The following is a 20,181-nucleotide window of genomic DNA, read 5'->3' on the forward strand; positions in this document are numbered from 1 at the left end:
CTCGACTAGTAGTATTGATCTTTTGCTTTGTTTTATATCAAGATAAATCAACTTTTGGAGATTCACGCAAATTTAAGATATAGTGAGGTGAGTGAGTAAAATGAAGGTGTTATTCCTTAAAAAGAAGATTTCTAATTACGATTTATATTTTTATTTTTTCCCATGGCTGGAAAAAGACCTTTTCGCTAGAAGATGCACTAACTCAATAAAAATGTAAAGTGCGAGCTAAATTTTACGAATTCACCCGATTGACATCGGTATCAGACAGCCTAAATTTTAAGTCTAACTATTTACCAACCTGCCAGACGCACAGGCTGGTTTCACGAGTATTATTTGATAGGCCGAAGGCTTTCTAAGGGTACTTTATATCAATTGATAGATAAGGATTATATGTCGTACGTCCTATGTCCTAGCTTCATCATTAAAAGCTAAGTCTTAAGTCTCACCTCTTTTCTCTCATATCTTGGATATAAAATCTAGGCTTACGAATCTTACTCTAAATTGTAGGTTTGCAAGCTAGGTTTAAGGAACTCACTTCGCTTAAACAGCTCAAAATTTTACGCCCTTCTCACTTTAAACCTGCCAGACACACAGGCTGGTTTCACGAGTAATTTTCGATAGGCCGTGTGCTTTCTAAGAATATTTAGAGTTTCTAAGTTAAAGATACTTCGACTCTGCTGCGCTGCATTTTGTTCTGACTCGGGTTATTTGTCATTTCGAAGGAGGCACGACTGAGAAATCTTTTTAAATAGGAGTTGGAATTTTTAAAAGATACTTCGACTCCGCTGCGCTGCGCTCAGTATGACAGTAAGCGATTGTCATTTCGATCTACAGAGGACTGAGAAATCTGCTTAATTGAAAATTGTACGCTGTCATTTCGAAGAAGGTACGACTGAGAAATCTTTTTACACAGAAGTTAGAATTTTTAAAAGATACTTCGACTCCGCTGTGCTACGCTCAGTATGACAGTAAGCGATTGTCATTTCGATGTACAGAGGACTGAGAAATCTTTTTAAATAGGAGTTAGAATTTTTAAAAGATACTTCGACTCTGCTGCGCTGCGCTCAGTATGACAGTAAGCGATTGTCATTTCGATGTACAGAGGACTGAGAAATCTTTTTACACAGAAGTTAGAATTTTTATTTAAAGATACTTCGACTGCGCTCAGTATGACAGTAGTTTTTTGATTTCGTTATCATTGTTTTAAAAGTATTTTTTCTATTAAAATAAAGATCTCTGCACTCGGCAGGCAAGCTTGTTTTATTTTTCTAGCTTTTTAAAAGAAAAAGTAAAAAGAGCGTTAAATAGAAAACTTTTGCTTTTTTTTGATGAATAATCGTAGATAGCATTTCATTAGAAAACGAAGACCTTGAAACAATCTAGAAAATTTTTATTGATCACCTCAGAATTTCCCCCACAACCCGGCGGCATTGGAAATCACGCATTTCATTTGGCAAAATCTTTTCAGAATAAGGACATACAAGTACAGGTGATTTCTGATCAGCGTTCTGGGGAAGGAGAAGAGGAAAAGCAGTTTGATCAACAACAACTTTTCAAGACTATACGAATTAAACGTAGAAGCTTAATATTGATTAGTTACCTTCATCGAATTCTAAAAGCCTTTCAGCTGGCGAAAGAGCAAGATATAGTTTTACTTTCAGGGAAATTTTCAATTTGGGTAGGCGGGTTGTTAAGTCTGTTTATTCAAAAAGAATATGTGGCGGTGTTACACGGGAGTGAAGTTTTACTTCCGTCAAGTTTACAACGAAAATATACTCAATTCTGTCTTCAGCGCTTTGATAAAATTATAGCGGTTTCTCATTATACCAAAAGCTTGATTGCTCATTTGGAACTAAATCAGCTAAAGGTTATTCCCAATGGTTTTGATATTTCTTCTGTCGAGAGTGTTCCCAAAGATGATGTTTCAGTACCGTTGCAATTGGTGACCGTAGGGAATGTGACCCCTAGAAAAGGGCAACATAATATCATAAAAGCTTTGCCTTACATTTTAAAAAAATATCCTCAACTTACCTATCATATTGTAGGAATTCCTACCACTCAGCCGCAATTGTTACAATTGGCAGAGAGTTTAGGGGTAGAAAAACATCTTGTTTTTTACGGAAGGGTTACTGAGGAAGAGAAATTAAGAATTTTAAAGCAATCTACTTTATTCATGATGTTGAGTGAACATACTAATGAAGGGGATGTAGAAGGGTTTGGAATCGCCATTTTAGAAGCAAATGCATTAGGAGTCCCTGGTATTGGAGCGAAGGGCTGCGGAATAGAAGATGCTATAGATAATTATGCATCGGGTGTATTGGTGGATGCGAAAAATGCACGGGAGGTGGTGCAAGCTATTGATGAGATTATAGTTGATTATCCGCTGTACAGTCAAAGAGCACTCAAATGGACCCAAAACTTTACTTGGGATAAGATTATTCGGCAATATTTAGATTTTCTAAGCTAAAGATACTTCGACTCCGCTGTGCTACGCTCAATATAACAGTAGTTTTTTGATTTTAGTATAATTTATTTTAAAATTAATTTTGAGTTTTAAAATAAAGATTCTTTACTGCATTGCGTTTTGTTCTGGCTCAGGTTATTTGTCATTTCGAAGGAGTGACGACTGAGAAATCTATTTAATAAAAAAATACCCTGTCATTTCGAAGAAGGCCCGACTGAGAAATCTGTTTAAAGAGGAGTTAGAATTTTTAAAAGATATTTCGACTCCACTGCGCTGCACTCAATATGACAATAAGCGATTGCCATCAATGTGCTAAATACTTTTGAAGTATATTTTTTCAATTATTAAAATAATGCAAATTTTTCTTAGAAAGCGAAGTGACCTACTTTTCATGAGTGTAGTAAAATCAAGAAAAAGCTTAGCGTTGGACGGAGAGGATAGCCTAGCGAAGCGGTTTGCTATCCGCAGGATAAAGCTTTTTAGCTGATTTTCAAGTTCAGGAAAATCAGTCTAGATTTTTGCTTCTTTTAAGCAATGGAAATCGACTTTTTGGAGATTCACGAATACTTAAGCAATAGCAAAGGGAATGAGTAAAATGAAGGGATTTTTCCTTAAAAATAAAATTTCTAACTAATATTCATATTTTTACTTTTTCCCATCGCCGGAAAAAGTAACAAAAAGGTCTAGGCTTACGAAATTTACTCTAAATTGTAGGTTTGTAAGCTAAATTTTAGGAACTCACCCGATTGCCATCGGTCTCAGACAGCCTAAAATTTTGCGCTCACTGCACTGCCAATTTCACGAGTAATATTCGATAGGCCGGGTGCTTTCTATGGATAATCTATATTTATTGATAAAGAGTCTTAAGTCCTACATCTTATCCTTGTATTCTTGCATCTTCTGTAAAAGTTGACCTATCTGAAAATATATTGAAAATCAAGGAAGCAGCGAGGGCTAGAAAATGAAAAGCTGTTTGAGACCGACTGATAAGGAGGGTGAGTTCTTTTCATTTGTGGCTGTGGTTTCCGTAGTATTTTTTTATAGATTTTTAGTCAGTCTTGATCTTTTGCTTCGTTTTGTATCAAGACAAAATGAAGAAATCATTAATATAATTTCTATTTAAAAGATGAAAGTTCAACTTCTATTGGTATTTATTCTTTTTTGCATTGCTAGAATAAAACCTCTTCGCTAGAAGATGCACGAATTCCAATAAAATAGCAAAGCGTGAGCTAAACAAACCCGCCTGCGGGATGGGCAGGGAGGTTTAAGTTGATAAATGTTCCTTTCTTTTCTTTTGCATTGCCCAAAAGAAACAAAAGTCTAGGCTTACGAACCTTACTCTAAATTGTAGGTTTGCAAGCTAAATTTTAGGAACTCGTCCGATTGCCATCGGTCTCAGACAGCCTAAAATTTTGCGCTTACTGCACTGACAATTTCACGAGTAATTTTCGATATGCCGAATGCTTTCTAAGAATATTTATATTTTCTAAGCTAAAGATACTTCGACTCTGCTGCGCTACGCTCAGTATGACAGTAATTTTTTGATTTCTATTCATATTTTTACTTTTTCCCATTGCCGGAAAAATACCTCTTCGCTAGAAGATGCACGAACCCCTATAAAATAGCAAAGCGTGAGCTAAACAAACCCGCCCGACCGGTACGGGCAGGAAAGTCTAGGCTTACGAAACTTACCCTAAATTGTAGGTTTGCAAGCTAAATTTTAGGAACTCGTCCGATTGCCATCGGTCTCAGACAGCCTAAAATTTTGCGCTTACTGCACTGACAATTTCACGAGTAATTTTCGATATGCCGTGTGCTTTCTAAGAAGATTTAGATTTCTTAAGTTAAAGATACTTCGACTCCGCTGTGCTAGGCTCAGTATGACAGTAATTTTTGATAGGTCGTGTGCTTTCTATGGATATTTAGAGTTTTTATTTAAAGATACTTCGGCTTCGCGGCGCTACGCTCAGTATGACAGTAATTTTTTGATAGGTCGTGTGCTTTCTAAGGATATTTAGATTTTTTAAGCTAAAGATCCTTCGACTCTGCTGTGCTAGGCTCAGTATGACAGTAATTTTTGATTTATATTTTTACTTTTTCCCATTGCCGGAAAAAGTAACAAAAAAGTCTAGGCTTACGAACCTTACTCTAAATTGTAGGTTTGTAAGCTAAATTTTAGGAACTCACCCGATTGCCATCGGTCTCAGACAGCCTAAAATTTTACGCCCTTTTCACTTTAAATTTCACGAGTAATTTTCGATAGGCCGGTTGCTTTCTAAGGGTATTTAGATTTTTTAAGCTAAAGATACTTCGACTCTGCTGCGCTACGATCAGTATGACAGTAACTTTTGATTTCTTTTCATATTTTTTCTTTTGCATTGCCCAAAAGAAACAAAAGTCTAGGCTTACGAAACTTACTCTAAATTTATCGTTCGAGGACTAAATTTTAAGAACTCACTCCGTTCAAACAGCTTAAAATTTTACGCCCTTTTCACTTTAAATTTCACGAGTAACTTTCGATATGCCGTGTGCTTTCTAAGAATATTTAGAGTTTTTATTTAAAGATACTTCGGCTTCGCTGCTCTGCGCTCAGTATGACAGTAATTTTTGATAGGTCGTGTGCTTTCTATGGATATTTAGAGTTTTTATTTAAAGATACTTCGGCTTCGCGGCGCTACGCTCAGTATGACAGTAATTTTTTGATAGGTCGTGTGCTTTCTAAGGATATTTAGATTTTTTAAGCTAAAGATACTTCGACTCCGCTGCGCTGCGCTCAATATGACAGTAATTTTTAGATTTCGTTATAATTGTTTTAAATGTAATTTTGAGTTTTAAAATAAAGATTCTTCACTTCACCCTGCTCAACTCTGAATGACCGTAAGGAATTTATTAGTATTATTGCAACGGCCTTACAAGTTTTAATTTTTAGACCTCATTGATGGGTTTACTCTGCTTAAAAAGATTTCATGAAGTTAGCTATTATTTCACATACGGAGCATTATAAAGATGGTGATGGGAATATAGTGGGATGGGGACCGACGATAACAGAAATTAACCATCTGGCTAAAGATTTTGAAAAAATATACCACGTTGCTTTTTTTCATCCAGAGGATGCTCCGCCTAGTTCTTTGAGGTATACAGTACCAAATGTAGAGTTTGTTCCTTTACCTCCTTCAGGAGGAAGAGATTTTAGGAGTAAAATGACGGTTCTTACCCATTTGCCTCAAACCATTTCTGTGGTTCGGGAGGTGTTAAAAATGGTTGATGTTTTTCAGTTTCGTGCTCCCGTAGGTATCGGAGTTTATTTGATCCCTTACCTCACTTGGTTTTCATCTAAAAAAGGCTGGTTTAAGTATGCCGGGAATTGGAGTCAAGAGCATCCTCCTTTAGGTTACAAAATTCAGCGTTATTTACTGAAAAGGCAGAGGAGGAAGGTTACGATAAATGGAAAATGGCCTGATCAACCACAGCAGTGCCTTACTTTTGAAAATCCTTGTTTGACTTTAGCAGAGCGAGCCGCTGGACTGAAAATAGTAGAACAAAAACAATATGTACCTAAATTTACATTCTGTTTTGTAGGCCGATTAGAGGATGAAAAAGGGGTGCAACGAATATTAGATGCTTTTACACAAAATGTGTGTACACAATTTGTGAATAAAATTCACTTGATAGGAAACGGACCTAAACGGAATGATTATGAAGCGCAAGTGAAAGAGAAAAATATTCCCGTTCAATTTCATGGCTTTTTAAGTAGAGAGGAAGTATTTGCAGTTTATAAAAATTCTCACTTTCTTCTATTGCCTAGTACAGCTTCAGAAGGTTTTCCTAAGGTTATTGCTGAAGCTATGAATTATGGGTGTATTCCTATTGTATCTCAAGTTTCCAGTATAGGTCAGTATATTCATACTTCAAACGGCTATCTTGTACATCCTCCAACTGCTGATACTTTAAAACAAATATTAAATCATATCTTTAAAGAAGAAAAGGAGCAGGGGTTGAGTGAAAAAGCTCTTAAAGCTTATCAGGTAGCCACAGACTTTACTTTTGAGCATTATAGAAAGAGGATTCAATTAGAGATTATTCCACATGATAAGAAGGATTAAAAGAAAAAAAAAGCTTAATGATCTTAAGCCAATTTCTACCATTTTATTTCATGTAGTATTAGGTGTAGTAGCGATCATGTATAGGCCTATTATGCAGGTGTATGTTATTGGTTGTGTTTTTTACTTTTTATACCGCTTTTTAACCCGAAAAAACAAAGAGAAAGAAGTGCTGATAGCTTGCGCCTATATGGCGGGAGGAGAGGTGTTTTTTAGAATGACTAAAGCCATGGTGTTTTATGAAACCGGAAAATATGCCGTGATCCTATTTCTTTTATTTGGTATGTTTTATCAAGGTTTTAAGCGAAAAGCTTATCCTTATGCTATTTACCTTATTTTATTGTTGCCCGGTCTTATTGGGGCTTTAGATTATTTTGCAGGAGACCTTTTTCTCTATAGGAAAACGGTTCTTTTTAATTTAAGCGGACCGATTAGCTTATGTGCGGCAGCTTTGTATTGCTATGGAAGAACCTTGAAGATGAGTGAATTTCTTCAAATTTTAGATACAATAGTCTATCCTATTATTGCCATGACAGTTTATTTATATTTGTATAATCCTGCAATTAGAGATGTAGTGACCAATACCGCTTCTAATGCAGCAACCTCTGGGGGATATGGACCTAATCAAGTTTCAACCATGCTGGGTTTAGGGGTATTTATTCTTTTTACAAGATTACTGCTTCCGTACAAACATAAACTGGTGCAATTCACCATGATGTTTTTTTTAATCGCCATGGCGCATCGGGCTTTGCTAACCTTTTCTAGAGGAGGAGTGTATGTGGCGATCCTTATTGCTTTTGCTTTTGTGATTATGCTGTATTTTTCATCTGGTTTAAGAATGAAGGCTAAACTCAGCTATAAGATATTGGTTACCTTTGCGGTGACATTTGGAATCTGGTTGATAGCGGTGAGTCAAACTGGAGGTTTATTAAGCAATCGCTATGCGAATGAAGATTCTTTAGGAAGAGAAAAGGAAGACATTTCAACAGGGCGTGGAGATTTATTGAGTGCAGAGATAGATGCCTTTGCGGATGAACCTATTTTAGGAATAGGGATTGGTGCCACCAAAATCTATCACATCCAACACTTAGGAAGTGCCTTGCCTACGCATAATGAAATTAGTAGGATGTTAGCAGAGCACGGTCTATTTGGTATAATAGCTCTATTGATTTTAATATTTGCTCCTTTAAGCAGTAAATTGCAGGGGCAACAGAATATATATTTTTACTCTTTTTTAGGGTTTTGGTTTCTTACCGTGGCTCATAGCTCTATGCGTATTGCAGCCCCTGGATTTATCTACGGATTGGCTTTATTGAATTTAACTTATGGAAAAAAGAAAAAAAATACTTTACCTAGGCAACCAACTCTCCAAGCACGGAAAAAATGAAACGGGGGTTGAATTTTTAGGACGAAGGCTGATGAGTTGGGGATATGCTGTAAAGCAAGTTTCCTCTTATGAAAATTCCGTACTAAGGCTATTGCATATGCTATGGAGTGTGTTGTGTTTTCAACGTAAACATTCTGTGATCTTGATTGATACTTATAGCACTAAAAATTTTTGGTACGCATATCTTACTGCCCAGCTGGCACGAATAAAAGGAATGGTGTATATCTGTATTTTACATGGAGGAAATTTACCCACGAGATTAAAAAAATCACCTAAGGCTAGTCATAATTTATTTAATAAGGCCTTATATAATGTAGCTCCTTCGGGTTATTTAATAGATCAATTTCTTCAGCAGGGTTATAGGGATGTTCGGTTTATCCCTAATGGGTTTGATGTATCTGAATATTCTTTTAAAGAGAGAAAAGAGGTGGCTCCGCGGCTCTTATGGGTACGTTCTTTTGCGGAAATTTACCATCCTTTTTTAGCGATACAAGTTTTAGAACAACTTTTAGAAACCTATCCTGATGCTCAGCTTAGTATGGTGGGGCCTTTAGATAATGATGTGTTTCCTCGTTGTAAAGCTTACGTAGAAAAATATCAACTTCCAGTTCATTTTACAGGAAAACTTTCAAAAAAGGAATGGATAAGTCTTTCTACCAATTTTGATATGTTTTTAAATACCACCAATTTTGATAATACCCCGATGAGTCTTATGGAGGCGGCTGCGTTAGGATTGCCTATAGTTTCTACACGAGTAGGTGGAATTCCTTATTTATTAGAAGATCAAAAGCACGCATTATTGGTGAAGCCCAGGGATGTGACAGAGATGCTAGGAGCTATTAAAAACATTATTGAAAAGCCAATAGATGCTTACCAAAGAACCTTACATGCTAGACAATTAATAGAGGGGTTTGATTGGAGAAAAATAAAAGAAAAATGGATTCAAGTTTTAAACTCTTAGAAATTAATATATTTACCGATTGATAGCATAGGTATGAAACCAAAATCTAAAATACACTTCGAAATTTCTGAACGTAAGATTTTGTTGAGGATTTTTGATGTGCTTCTCGTCTTAGCGGGGCTTTATTTTGTGAGTTCGGTCTTTGACTTTGCCTATTTTAAAATTAGTACGACCAATTGGGCTTGGTCCATAGTTCTAGCCATTTACTTAACGGTTTTTGCTACTATTTTTGAATTGTATAATTTGCAAAAAACGAATGACATTGACAGAGTCTTTAAAAACATTGTCCTCACTACATCGGTAACGGTATTGTTTTACTTACTTACTCCGTTTTATACCCCCTCTCTACCCGCTAATCGTTTACAAATCTTATATTTCTTTTTGGCTATCTTAGGTTCGCTATTTATTTGGCGATTGGCATACATTACTTTTATTAGTTCTCCAAGATTTTATAAAAATGTTTTGGTAGTCGGAGATTCTTTTGAAATCGATAAAATTGTGTCTAACCTCCAAGCTGCTGATCCGCATTACGTAGTTGTGGGTTACCTTAATACTTCTAACCATAATCCTTCTAGTTCAATCCCGAAAGTAGAAATAGCAGAACTCCTGCAAGCAGTAAAACACATGCGCATAGGTGAAATTGTAGTTTCGAGCTCCCTACAAGAAGGAGTAGGAAAAGACTTATATACCAAATTGATGGTATTATTAAAACAAGGTTATCCTATTAAAGAATACTTTCACGTGTATGAGGATATTACGAGCAGATTACCAGTAGAACATATGGATAAGGATTTTTATAAATATTTTCCATTCAGTCGAAGCAATCAAAATAAACTTTACTTATTCTTTCATCGCTTATTTGATCTTATTTTTTCGGGAATAGGCTTAGGAGTGCTACTTCTTTTTATTCCTCTTGTTTGTTTATTGAATTTGGCCTGGAATAGAGGCGCTTTATTTTATCGACAAACCCGAGTGGGTAGAGGGGGGAAGAATTTGAAATCATCAAGTTTAGAACGATGGTTAAGGATGCCGAAAAGCACGGAGCTCAATTTGCCAGTAAAGATGATGCTCGAATTACTGTTTTTGGTAAATTTTTAAGGAAAACTCGTATTGATGAGATTCCACAATTTTTGAATGTGATAAGGGGGGAAATGAGTTTTATTGGTCCGCGACCAGAGCGACCGTATTTTGTAAGAGAATTATCAAAATCAATTTCATTTTATGAAATTAGACATAGTATAAAACCAGGATTAACAGGATGGGCACAAGTAAGTACGAAGTATGGCGAATGTGAAGAAGATAGCTTGACTAAACTTCAATATGATCTCTACTACATCAAACACCGTGGTATGTTTTTAGATTTAAGAATTATTTTAAAAACAATGAGTACGGTGATTTTCTTTAGAGGACAGTAAAATTAGGGTTTTACCATCGCATCTACCAACTTACTTACACCCCACCATCGTACGTGATTTCCTTTTCGGGTTTCTATGGCCGCATAAATGGTTGCGATAAATTCAATGGCATTGATACCTATTATAACTGCCATATATATAAAGTAAGCTGAGTTTGCTTCCGTAAAGGTATAGAAAACTCTGAACGTCCACCAAAAAGCAATAGAGTTAATAGGAAATACAATAAGTTGAGAGATAAGAGCCTGGGTACAGTGCCACCTAATAAAATAACTTTTACGGGTGTGGGCTGTATAAAATATAAAAGTGGCTAATAAGTTAAGAATAGGTAGTGGTAGTCCTGCCATGATAGCTATTAAGGACATTAGGTAACTGTTGGAAGCTTTTTCGGCTTCATATTCTTTTTCTAAAAAGGATTTAGAATTCATAAATCTTTATATACATTCCATCCCCAATTTAATAAAATGATAGCGATAAGACTTATCATAATTGGTTTTTTTACAATCCATTTTTCAAATAGAAGGTAAAATTTAAAGAAAGAATTTTTTTTTAAAACCACATCCCTTATGATCCAAAGCGGTAAAATAAATAATCCGGTTACCAATAGAAAACCTAACGGATTAAAATAAAAGGCTTGAGAAAGATCTCCTTGGAGGATAGCTAACACCGAACGTGTTGATCCGCAAGAAGGACAGGGCAAAGTTGTAGTTGCTTTAAACATACAAACTTGCCCTATACTGGAGTTTTGCTTTTCGGAATAGGTTTGATAACCTAACCATGCATAGCCCAACAAACTCAATACGCTGATGAAAGTATAGAGTTTATTTCGTGTCATTCTTTAATATAATACTTGCTGAAGCTTGGCGATGTTTTTGTCTTTAGCAGCTCCCATAATGATAAACCAGTCTACAATTGCCCAAATACCAAATCCGCCACAGGTAAGTAATTTTCCTACTCCCAATCCTGTATCTCCAATCATAAAACGGTCGATTCCTAGACCTCCTGCTAAAAGAGAAACGATAAGAATAGTAGTTGGGTCTTGAAATTGAAGGGTTTGAATTAGCCCCCATTTAGAGTCGTCTAAAGCCAATAACTGCTCTCTGATTTGTGGGAGGTGATGACTTTCAAAATACTTGCTATTGGACATGATAAACATGTCTACTTTTTGTGAATCCATGGATTTTTGTTAATTAGAGCTGCAATATTACAGTAATTAATTGAATGTATAAAGCGTTTTTTCTAGTGTTAAATGTTTAAGCTTGAATTTATACTTCATTTCTTCTTCGGGTAAATGCGAAAAGGAGTACAAAAATTAAGATAAAGAGAGAGATTCTAGCGATATAATCTCCGAATAAAACATAAAACGTCATTTTTTTAGAAATAGGCACGTGCGCCAAAATACTTCCTTGTTCTTCATAATCGAGACGTTTACTTACTTCTCCATTTGGTAAAATAGCCGCCGAAATTCCTGTATTGGCGCTTCTCACTACCGAGCGTCTGGTTTCTATGGCTCTTAATCTTGCATAGCTAAGGTGTTGTTGATGGCCTTGGGTATTTCCCCACCAAGCATCATTGGTGATAATCCCTAAGACTTCAGCTCCATTTCTCACGTAGCCCGTAACATATTCTCCGTATACAGATTCATAACAAATGATAGGAGCTATTTTGTGATTTTTAAGGGTGCTAAATACCTCTCTATCGTTTTGCGTGGTTTTCATAGCTACAGTTCCTCCCAAATCGATCATAGCATCTCCTAGTATAGGTTTTAAAACACTCTGATAAGGAAAGTTTTCTACACCCACCACGAGTTTTGATTTGTGGTAAATCTGCTCTAGATCATTTGTATTCACCATAAAGGCAGAATTATAATCATTATACCATAATCCTTCTCTAAGGTAATTGGTTTGTTTTTGAACTTGATCTTGAGAAGTGATTTTTTCAAAAAAGGAAATTCCTCCTAAAAAGCTGGTTTGGGAGTGATTTTTAATAGCGCTCAAACTCATATTCTTCGCAAAAGAATAATCCCACTGTGCTAGTTCTGTCCCATCGGCAAAAACAGTTTCGGGAGCTAATACCAAATCTGTATTGGAAGTAATTTTTTCTTGGGTGAGTTGCGTTAATAAATCACCTATACGTTTATCTGTAGTGTTGTACTTTTCGGTATAAGGATTAATATTGGGTTGTAAGATTAAAGCTTCTAGTTGAGGTTGATCCTCGTAAGTAAGCGAGTAAAATAAATAGTAAGAAAACGCAATGGGAATGCCTATCATTAAAACTGCTTTAAGGGCAGCTCTTTTAATAATTGCTGTGTCTTTGTATTTAAGGTATAAAAGAATACTTTTAAAAATACTAAAGTTAAGAATCCACACCCAAAGGCTACCACCAAAAGTTCCTGTAAACTCATACCATTGTATCCACTGGTAATATTCAGAAAAGGCATTTCCTAAATTAAGCCAAGGCCAAGAAAATTCCCACTGTAAGTGCAAGCTTTCAAAACTAATCCATAAGGTGGTTAAAAATATAGCAGAGAGATGAAAAGGAACTTTTTTTGCTAAAAAATGATAAAATAGAAAAACTAAACTCATTAAAAGCGTATTGACGCCTACTGCAAACCACATGCCAAAAGGGGTGGAGAAGTATAGCCAATAGGTGGTAATGATATTCCAGATAAAGAAACTGAGGTAAGTGTATAAAAAAACTTGAAGGGCTCCTTTCTTTTTTTCCGCTTGACGGATATCATATTCCAACCATAAAAGAGGAATAAAAGCGACAAACAACAATACAGGAAAACCGTAGGTGGGCCAAGCTAAAGCGAGTAATATTCCGCTAAGGCAAGAAGCGATAAGTTTTTTGATCATGGCATAGAAAATATACCCAAAGATACTATTATCACTTTAAAAAAAAACGAATTTATACATGTTCTAAGCATGAACTCAACTTGAAGCTTTCGCTGAAATATAACCACATTTAACGCATAGGTTTGATTACCTAAAGATACTCCAGTCTATTTTTAAGGAAAAAACATTAGAGTATAAAGCGACACTTTGGTCTCCAATATCGGTAAAGGCATAATCTACGTGAATCCCTTTGTATTTAAATCCTAGTCCGAAACCAGGTTGAAAACCTACTTTAGAAGATTGGTCTAGCTGTTCTACATTTTGAAAATTTCCCACACCTCCTCTTAAATATATCATATCTATATAACCCACCTCAAAGCCAAAAGCAGGGGTTATACTTACTGCAGAAGTAGAGATAATATCGTTGGTTTCTGCAAAGCGCATTTGTAAATCGAGCTCTGTCTTAATATCAAAGTCATAGCGAATAGTAAAGGTTTTAGCGACTCCTAATTGTAGTTTGGGTAAAGTAATTTCGGTAGTTTCGGGGAGTTCTTGGTTTTGTCCTTCTACCGCTTCTTGAACAGTGCTGTATTCTTCTTCATCTATCGTCCATGTATTATAAGTAGTTGTAATGTCTCTCGCCATAGCACCAAACTCCCAACCATTATCACTTTGGTATTGAACGCCAAGGTCTAAACCAAAGCCCCAAGAATTAGCAAAATCACCAATAATACGTCTAATTACTTTTGCGTTCACACCATACGACATGCCATCTAAGGGTAATTGTCTCGCATAAGAAAACGTAAAAGCATAATCGGCTGTAGAGAATAAACTTATTCGGTCATAATTAATTTCCCCTTGATCATCTATAAGTTGTGTAGTATTTAGAATATTATCTACCCCAAATCTAATCACATTTATAGCTACCGCACTGCGATCGTCTAGAGGCATAGCGCCTCCTATATAGTCGTAGTTGGCAATATTGGCAAAATAACTGGCGTGCATTAAAGCAATTTCATTATCCTCTAAGCGTGTAAGTCCGGCCGGATTCCAATAGCTAGCATTCACATCAGCAGTCGTGGCGGTTACCGCATTGGCCATCCCAAAAGCCGCAGCATCCACACCAATATTCATAAACTCGTTAGAATATTTTCTAACGCTTTGCGCGGAAGTGGCTAGAGTAACTAAAAATATAAGTGGTAGAAGTTGTATTTTCACTTCACAATTTTTTTTGCAAATATCTTATTAATTTATAATATATAAACTTTAATTTACCTTAGTTATTGTACTTTGTGTTTTACAAAGGCTTTCTTTTGTATTTTTGATAAAAATTATTGGCATGTTAAAAAAGCAAATTCCTAATCTTATTACGTTATTAAATCTGTTAAGTGGTAGTATAGCCGTTATTCTAGCTTTACAGAATCAACTTTTAATGGCTACCGTTTTTGTAGGTTTAGGTATTTTCTTTGACTTTTTTGACGGACTAGCAGCTAGAAGTCTGAACGTACAAAGTGAATTGGGTTTACAACTCGACTCCCTTGCCGATATGGTTACTAGCGGGTTAGTGCCTGGTATAGTTATGTTTCAACTATTATGCCAAGCCTTAGGAGCCGATGTTCTTGCTCCATTAGCCTGGGGAGCTTCTACTTTTGAAATCAATTTTCCGCTTATTGCTTTATTCGGGCTGCTAATTACTTTGGGTTCTGCCTACCGATTAGCTAAGTTTAATATTGATGACCGCCAAACGAGTTCGTTTATAGGTTTGCCAACACCTGCCAATGCTATACTCATTTTAAGTTTACCATTAATTCTTCATTTCCACGAAAGTGAAATGGTTACTACTTTTATACTCAACCCTTACTTTCTGATTGGTTTAAGTATTTTGAGTTGTATTTTGCTGAATGCGGAAGTGGCCTTGTTTGCTCTGAAATTTAAAAACCTATCCCTTAAGGATAATTGGTATAGATATCTTTTTCTACTTATGAGCTTGGTTGGAATTGTTGCATTTCACTTTATCGCTCTACCTTTTATTATTTTAGGTTATATTCTATTATCTGTTTTGGTCCAGAATAAAGCTTAAAATCTTTTTAAGTGGTTTGATGAATAGCAAGAATATCCAGAGACTCTTCTCGTATCCTTTTGTTTTTAAATGTGAATTTACCCATATATAGCAAAGTAATGCTTCGTATTTTAACTCTTGTTCCCAATTTACAGTTATTCTTTTAATTTTTTAAGATAAATGGTGTTAATCATCGACTTATCAACACTTTGCTCGTCTGTGTTTATTTAAACGAAAATAAGCACCGTTTAACGAGTTTATTTGTCTAGCCTGTTTTTAAGTACTCTTACACACTAATTTTGCACCCTGAAAAATAATGTTCTACTGATTATCAGTGTTTAAGAGTTTTTGTTATGATCTATGGTATTAGAATTTTAGTAATGTTTTTAGTGTTTACCACGGGAAGTGTAATGTCGCAAAATACAACATGGAATGGTGCTCAAAGTAGCGACTGGACACTAGCCAGTAATTGGACTAATGGTGTTCCTACGCCTAACTCAAACGTAAAGATTGGTTATATACACTCTTCCAATCACCAACCAATTTTATCTTCTCAGGCAGTTATAAAAAAATTGACTTTAGGGAGTAATAACCAAACCTTAGAATTTGATGACCAAGCACAGCTTCAGGTAAATGGAACCTTGAGCATAGGTAATAGCGGAAAAATTAATTTAGGAGATGGTTCTTTAACTGTGGAGAAAAATTCTACTATTGGAGGAGAGATAGAAATAGCTAGTGGACATCTTACCTTTTTAAAAGATATGACCTTGAATGGAAATGGAAAGATAGACAATCAGTCTGGAGTCATTACCGTAGGAAGCATAAATAACTCTAATGTGAACTTATTACTAGCTGGGAATGGAGAGTTTCAATTAGGATCGGGTGATCTTATATGTTTTGGATCCTTTAAGTTTTCTGGTTCTCATATGTTTTATGGAGATACAGGAACTATAGAATTAAAAGAAGATGCTCAATTTAATGGTGGTGCAGGTTTTTATTTAGGAAATGCTACAATGGTTATTGAGGAGGATGTAGTATTTACACAAGGGGATAATTTCAAAGCTCAGTATGGAAATATTTCTATTTTAGGAGATGCAGAGTTTAGTGGTGGGGTAGATTTCTATTTAGATAACTCCAACTTAGATATTTCAGGAAAAACCCAATTTACAGGAGGAGCCTATTTTTATGGAGGAAATGGAACGGTGACTTTTAATGATGACATCTTGTTTTCTGGAGGTCCAAGTTTTACTCCGCAAGAAAGCTTAACTATTTTAAATGGGAGTTTTTCAATCGATCAGCAAAGTAATAATTCGGTTACTTTTAATGATGTAGAGGTAACTAGTGGTTCTAACATAAACTCTAATTTAAACACCACGATGAATGGGTGGTTAGATAATAATGGAAATTATACTCAAAACTCAAATACCACTTTGAATGTTGTAGAACAGGTGTATGGTTATCAACAAGTTATTTCAGAAAAGCCTTATGCAATCTCGATGGAATATATAAATGCAAACCAATTTAAAGTAGTCTTCAATGAAGTTTTAGATGGAAATGTGACCAATGGTTCTTGGATGTATACCTTAAGAAATGGGTTAGATTGGTCCTCTACGATTAATGATCAATTAAGCTCGAGCCCTATTTTAAGTCCTAACGGAAAAGAACTTATTTTTACTACTAGCAGTACAATTACTACAAACAGTACAGATATTGTTTGGATGAATAATATTTTAGATATCGATGGTGATCATGCTAATTCTCCACATAAGAAAAGATTTACAGAAGAAGACCTAGGCATTAACTATGTTTGGGTTGGAACGACAGATGATCAATGGACAACTTCAAGTAACTGGTTGAATATGACTACTGGTTTTCCAAATCCTAACGGAAACATTAATTTAATTTTTGATGATAATGCTATACATGATTTAAGACTTCCAGTAAATGTAAAAATTCATAATTACCAAAATAATGGATCGGCTAACTTGGATGTTAATGGAAAAGAATTAAAAATTAGTGGTCAATTTATCACCAACGGAAGCAATTATATTAAAGCGTCAGATTTAAGTTCCGTTATATACTTTAATGGAGAAGCAGCACAAAACATTCCTGCAAATGTATTTGAGGGTGATTATATGAGTAATTTGGTAATTGACAATCCAGTTTCTGTAAGTGTAGATACTCCTATTTCGGTTTCAGGAGTGGTAACATTAAAACAAGGTGATTTTAATACCAATGATCAGCTAACTTTTAAAAGTTTTCAAAGCCATACTGCTGTTTTAGCGCCAATAGAGGGAGGCCAGGTTGTAGGAGAGGTAATTACAGAGAGATACCTTCCTGCTAAGAGAGCTTTTAGGTTTATTTCTCCTTCGGTAACTTCAACAGGAAGTATAAAAGACAACTGGCAAGAAGGAGTTAATAATACCACATTGAGTAGCAATCTAAATCCTTATCCAGGTTATGGAACACATATAACAGGTTCTACTACAGGACAAAACGGCTTCGATGCAACTGCATCAGGTAGCCCTTCACTTTATACTTTTGATGATTCTACACAAAGTTGGAATGTGGTAAATAATACCAATCAAAATATAGTTGAAGCAGGAAAGGCTTATCGTTTAATGGTACGTGGTGATAGAAGTATAAACGTGACGAGTAATGCTGCAGTTCCTACTAACACCGTTATCAGGACTAAAGGTAACTTAGCTCAAGGAGATCTTCAATTTTCTGGAGATGCTCCAAACGCAGGTTTTATATTCCTAGGAAACCCCTATCAAGCCATTGTAGATATGGAAGAAGTTTTAGCAAATTCTAATAATGTGAATGGTCAATTTGTATATCTATGGGATCCTACAATTAATGAAAGAGGAGCTTTTGTTACAGTAGATGCTAATTTAAACGCAAATAGTAACTCAGGTTCTACAGCTACAAAGTATCTGCAACCAGGGCAAGCTGTATTTATAAAAAAAGTAGGAGGAGGAAATAACCCTGCAACGATAAATTTTACTGAAAATAATAAATTATATTCTAACGTCACGCAAAGTGTTTATAGACCACAGTTTTCTCATACGGCTTCTATAAAAGTGAATATGCTTAGAGAGGATAGCCAAAGTAACTTAAGTAATTCTATTGATGGAGTAATTATAAATTTTAATTCCAATTTCGAAAATACAGTCGATGCTGGAGATGCTGCAAAACTTTTCAATTTAGATGAGAATTTAGCTGTTAAAAATGGAAACGATTTATTGAGTATAGAGAATAAGGAGTTACCAGTTGCTGGAGATGAGCTTCAGCTGGCGAACTACACTTATAGAGGGAAAGATTATCAATTTAAAATTCATGTTAGTGAATTCAATATGCTAAACGCTTCTTTGTACGATGCTTATTTAGATATTTATACTCCGCTTCAAAATAATAATTCTACGTGGGTGTCATTTTCGGTAGATGAGAATTTACCTGCTAGCATTGATCCCAACCGATTTAAAATTGTGTTTGATGAAAATAGTTTAGATGCTACAAGCGATCATTGGGTAAGTAATTTTCAATTGTATCCTAATCCGTCTATGGGGGATGTGGTATATATCAAAGGGGAGAATTTTTTAGGAAATAAAGTTAGTATTGAAATTTATGATGTTGTAGGAAATAGAGTTTCGGAAAAGAAATATTCTGATTCTTCATCAGATACTCTTGCTATAAATGTGTCTTCCCTTGCGGATGGTATATATATCGTGAAAGTAAATTCTCAAGGGAAGAGTTTTAGTAAAAAACTCCTTAGAAAATAGATTTTTAATTGCTTTTAGAAAAGAAAAAAAATCCCGTTTTATTATTATAAAACGGGATAAAATAATTTTACTCGAAAATTCTCTTTTTACGGAGTTCGAAATTCTGTCCTAGATATACTTTTCTAACCATTTCATCGGAAGCTAATTCTTCGGGTTGACCGTGTTTAAGAATATTTCCTTCGAACATAAGATAGGTTCTATCGGTAATCGCTAGAGTTTCTTGTACATTATGGTCGGTAATTAAAATACCAATATTTTTATTTTTTAACTGGGCTACAATGCGTTGAATATCTTCAACTGCCACGGGATCTACACCCGCAAAGGGTTCATCTAATAAAATAAATTTAGGATCTGTAGCTAAAGCTCTTGCAATTTCTGTTCTTCTACGTTCCCCTCCAGAAAGTAAATCACCTCGATTGGTTCTTATATGACCCAAACTAAATTCATCGATGAGGCTTTCCATTTTTGCTTCTCGTTCCTTTTTAGAAAGCTTAGTGAGCTCTAGTACACTCATGATATTATCTTCAATACTTAATTTTCTAAAAACAGAAGCTTCTTGTGCTAAATAGCCAATGCCATGTTGAGCCCTTTTATACATGGGGTATTTAGTAATATCAGTTTTATCTAAATAAATATTACCGCTATTTGGTTTAATAAGTCCGACTATCATATAGAAAGAGGTGGTTTTTCCAGCACCATTTGGACCTAATAAACCAACAATTTCACCTTGATTAACCTCTACTGAAATGCCTTTTACAACCTCTCGGCCTTTATAGGCTTTCATTAGATGATCTGCTCTTAGTTTCATATTTTTTAATTTTTTTTACTGGATTTTTTTAGCTTCTAAGGTCTCCCAGTAATCGTAAGCTCTTCTTAAATGTGGAATTACAATGGTACCACCAATTAGTGTACCAATACTTAAGGTTTCCATAATTTGATCTTTAGACATTCCGCTACTGTGACTAGATTCTAGATGATACTTTACACAGTCATCACAACGCAATACTAAAGAAGCTACTAAGCCTAATAATTCTTTTGTTTGTTTATCTAGAGCACCTTCCGTAAAAGCATTAGTGTCTAGATTAAAAATTCTTTTTAACACCTTATTATTTTCTCCAAGAATCTTATCATTCATCTTTTGGCGATAAGCATTAAACTCATCTACTTGATCACTCATTT

At 35.3% G+C, this 20,181-nt stretch carries 15 protein-coding genes; 8 read left to right on the forward strand and 7 right to left on the reverse strand.

All coding sequences use genetic code 11. From position 1 onward, the window contains the following. The first annotated feature begins 1,369 nt into the window (after window positions 1-1,369). The 6 genes from FT986_RS12575 to FT986_RS16350 all read left to right on the forward strand — a co-directional run bounded on the left by FT986_RS12575 (window position 1,370) and on the right by FT986_RS16350 (window position 10,327). Window positions 1,370-2,467, forward strand: coding sequence for a glycosyltransferase family 4 protein (locus FT986_RS12575; protein WP_147865359.1), 1,098 nt, complete (start codon window positions 1,370-1,372; stop codon window positions 2,465-2,467). A 2,963-nt stretch (window positions 2,468-5,430) separates the two neighbouring features. After that, window positions 5,431-6,567 (forward strand): glycosyltransferase, encoded by a 1,137-nt coding sequence (locus FT986_RS12580; protein ID WP_147865360.1) that lies wholly within the window; start codon window positions 5,431-5,433, stop codon window positions 6,565-6,567. Next, complete coding sequence (locus FT986_RS12585) at window positions 6,551-7,951, forward strand: O-antigen ligase (protein WP_147865361.1); 1,401 nt, start codon at window positions 6,551-6,553, stop codon at window positions 7,949-7,951. The genes FT986_RS12580 and FT986_RS12585 overlap by 17 nt, the downstream gene beginning before the upstream one ends. Beyond that, window positions 7,890-8,912 carry a glycosyltransferase family 4 protein gene (locus FT986_RS12590; RefSeq protein WP_255505968.1) on the forward strand — a complete coding sequence of 341 codons (1,023 nt, stop codon included), beginning with the start codon at window positions 7,890-7,892 and terminating at the stop codon, window positions 8,910-8,912. Before FT986_RS12585 ends, FT986_RS12590 begins: the two co-directional genes overlap by 62 nt. 33 nt (window positions 8,913-8,945) lie before the next feature. After that, entirely contained in the window at window positions 8,946-10,010 is a 1,065-nt protein-coding gene (locus FT986_RS12595) for a sugar transferase (RefSeq protein ID WP_370451180.1), read from the forward strand. Continuing rightward, window positions 9,929-10,327 (forward strand): sugar transferase, encoded by a 399-nt coding sequence (locus tag FT986_RS16350; protein ID WP_370451181.1) that lies wholly within the window; start codon window positions 9,929-9,931, stop codon window positions 10,325-10,327. The genes FT986_RS12595 and FT986_RS16350 overlap by 82 nt, the downstream gene beginning before the upstream one ends. A gap of 2 nt (window positions 10,328-10,329) precedes the next feature. Here the strand turns inward: FT986_RS16350 and FT986_RS12600 are convergent, their stop codons facing one another. The 5 genes from FT986_RS12600 to FT986_RS12620 form a co-directional block, all read right to left on the reverse strand. Next, on the reverse strand, window positions 10,330-10,752 hold the full coding sequence (locus FT986_RS12600) for a DUF4870 domain-containing protein (protein ID WP_147865362.1): 423 nt from the start codon (window positions 10,750-10,752) through the stop codon (window positions 10,330-10,332). Continuing rightward, a complete protein-coding gene (locus FT986_RS12605) occupies window positions 10,749-11,159 on the reverse strand; it encodes a DUF2752 domain-containing protein (RefSeq protein ID WP_147865363.1) in 411 nt (136 codons plus the stop codon). Before FT986_RS12605 ends, FT986_RS12600 begins: the two co-directional genes overlap by 4 nt. Window positions 11,160-11,162: 3 nt before the next feature. Then, entirely contained in the window at window positions 11,163-11,501 is a 339-nt protein-coding gene (locus FT986_RS12610) for a TM2 domain-containing protein (protein ID WP_111541510.1), read from the reverse strand. An 88-nt stretch (window positions 11,502-11,589) separates the two neighbouring features. Continuing rightward, the gene (gene lnt, locus FT986_RS12615; RefSeq protein WP_255505969.1) at window positions 11,590-13,182 is read right to left on the reverse strand and encodes an apolipoprotein N-acyltransferase; all 1,593 of its coding nucleotides are present in this window, start codon (window positions 13,180-13,182) and stop codon (window positions 11,590-11,592) included. Window positions 13,183-13,308: 126 nt separating this feature from the next. Then, window positions 13,309-14,379, reverse strand: coding sequence for a PorV/PorQ family protein (locus FT986_RS12620; RefSeq protein WP_370451182.1), 1,071 nt, complete (start codon window positions 14,377-14,379; stop codon window positions 13,309-13,311). A gap of 121 nt (window positions 14,380-14,500) precedes the next feature. On the opposite strand from FT986_RS12620, the gene FT986_RS12625 reads away from it, so the two are divergent. Together FT986_RS12625 and FT986_RS12630 are read left to right on the forward strand one after the other, a co-directional pair. Beyond that, window positions 14,501-15,241, forward strand: coding sequence for a phosphatidylcholine/phosphatidylserine synthase (locus tag FT986_RS12625; RefSeq protein ID WP_147865364.1), 741 nt, complete (start codon window positions 14,501-14,503; stop codon window positions 15,239-15,241). A gap of 359 nt (window positions 15,242-15,600) precedes the next feature. Next, window positions 15,601-19,002 carry a T9SS type A sorting domain-containing protein gene (locus FT986_RS12630; protein WP_187248635.1) on the forward strand — a complete coding sequence of 1,134 codons (3,402 nt, stop codon included), beginning with the start codon at window positions 15,601-15,603 and terminating at the stop codon, window positions 19,000-19,002. A gap of 67 nt (window positions 19,003-19,069) precedes the next feature. Here FT986_RS12630 and lptB read toward each other — a convergent pair whose 3' ends face one another. Next, complete coding sequence (gene lptB, locus FT986_RS12635; protein ID WP_147865366.1) at window positions 19,070-19,810, reverse strand: LPS export ABC transporter ATP-binding protein; 741 nt, start codon at window positions 19,808-19,810, stop codon at window positions 19,070-19,072. Between the two features lie 15 nt (window positions 19,811-19,825). Continuing rightward, window positions 19,826-20,179, reverse strand: a complete 354-nt coding sequence (locus FT986_RS12640) for a carboxymuconolactone decarboxylase family protein (RefSeq protein ID WP_111541385.1) — start codon at window positions 20,177-20,179, stop codon at window positions 19,826-19,828. Window positions 20,180-20,181 lie beyond the last annotated feature (2 nt).

The organism is Mesonia sp. K4-1, assembly GCF_008017825.1.
Classification (GTDB): Bacteria; Bacteroidota; Bacteroidia; order Flavobacteriales; family Flavobacteriaceae; genus Mesonia.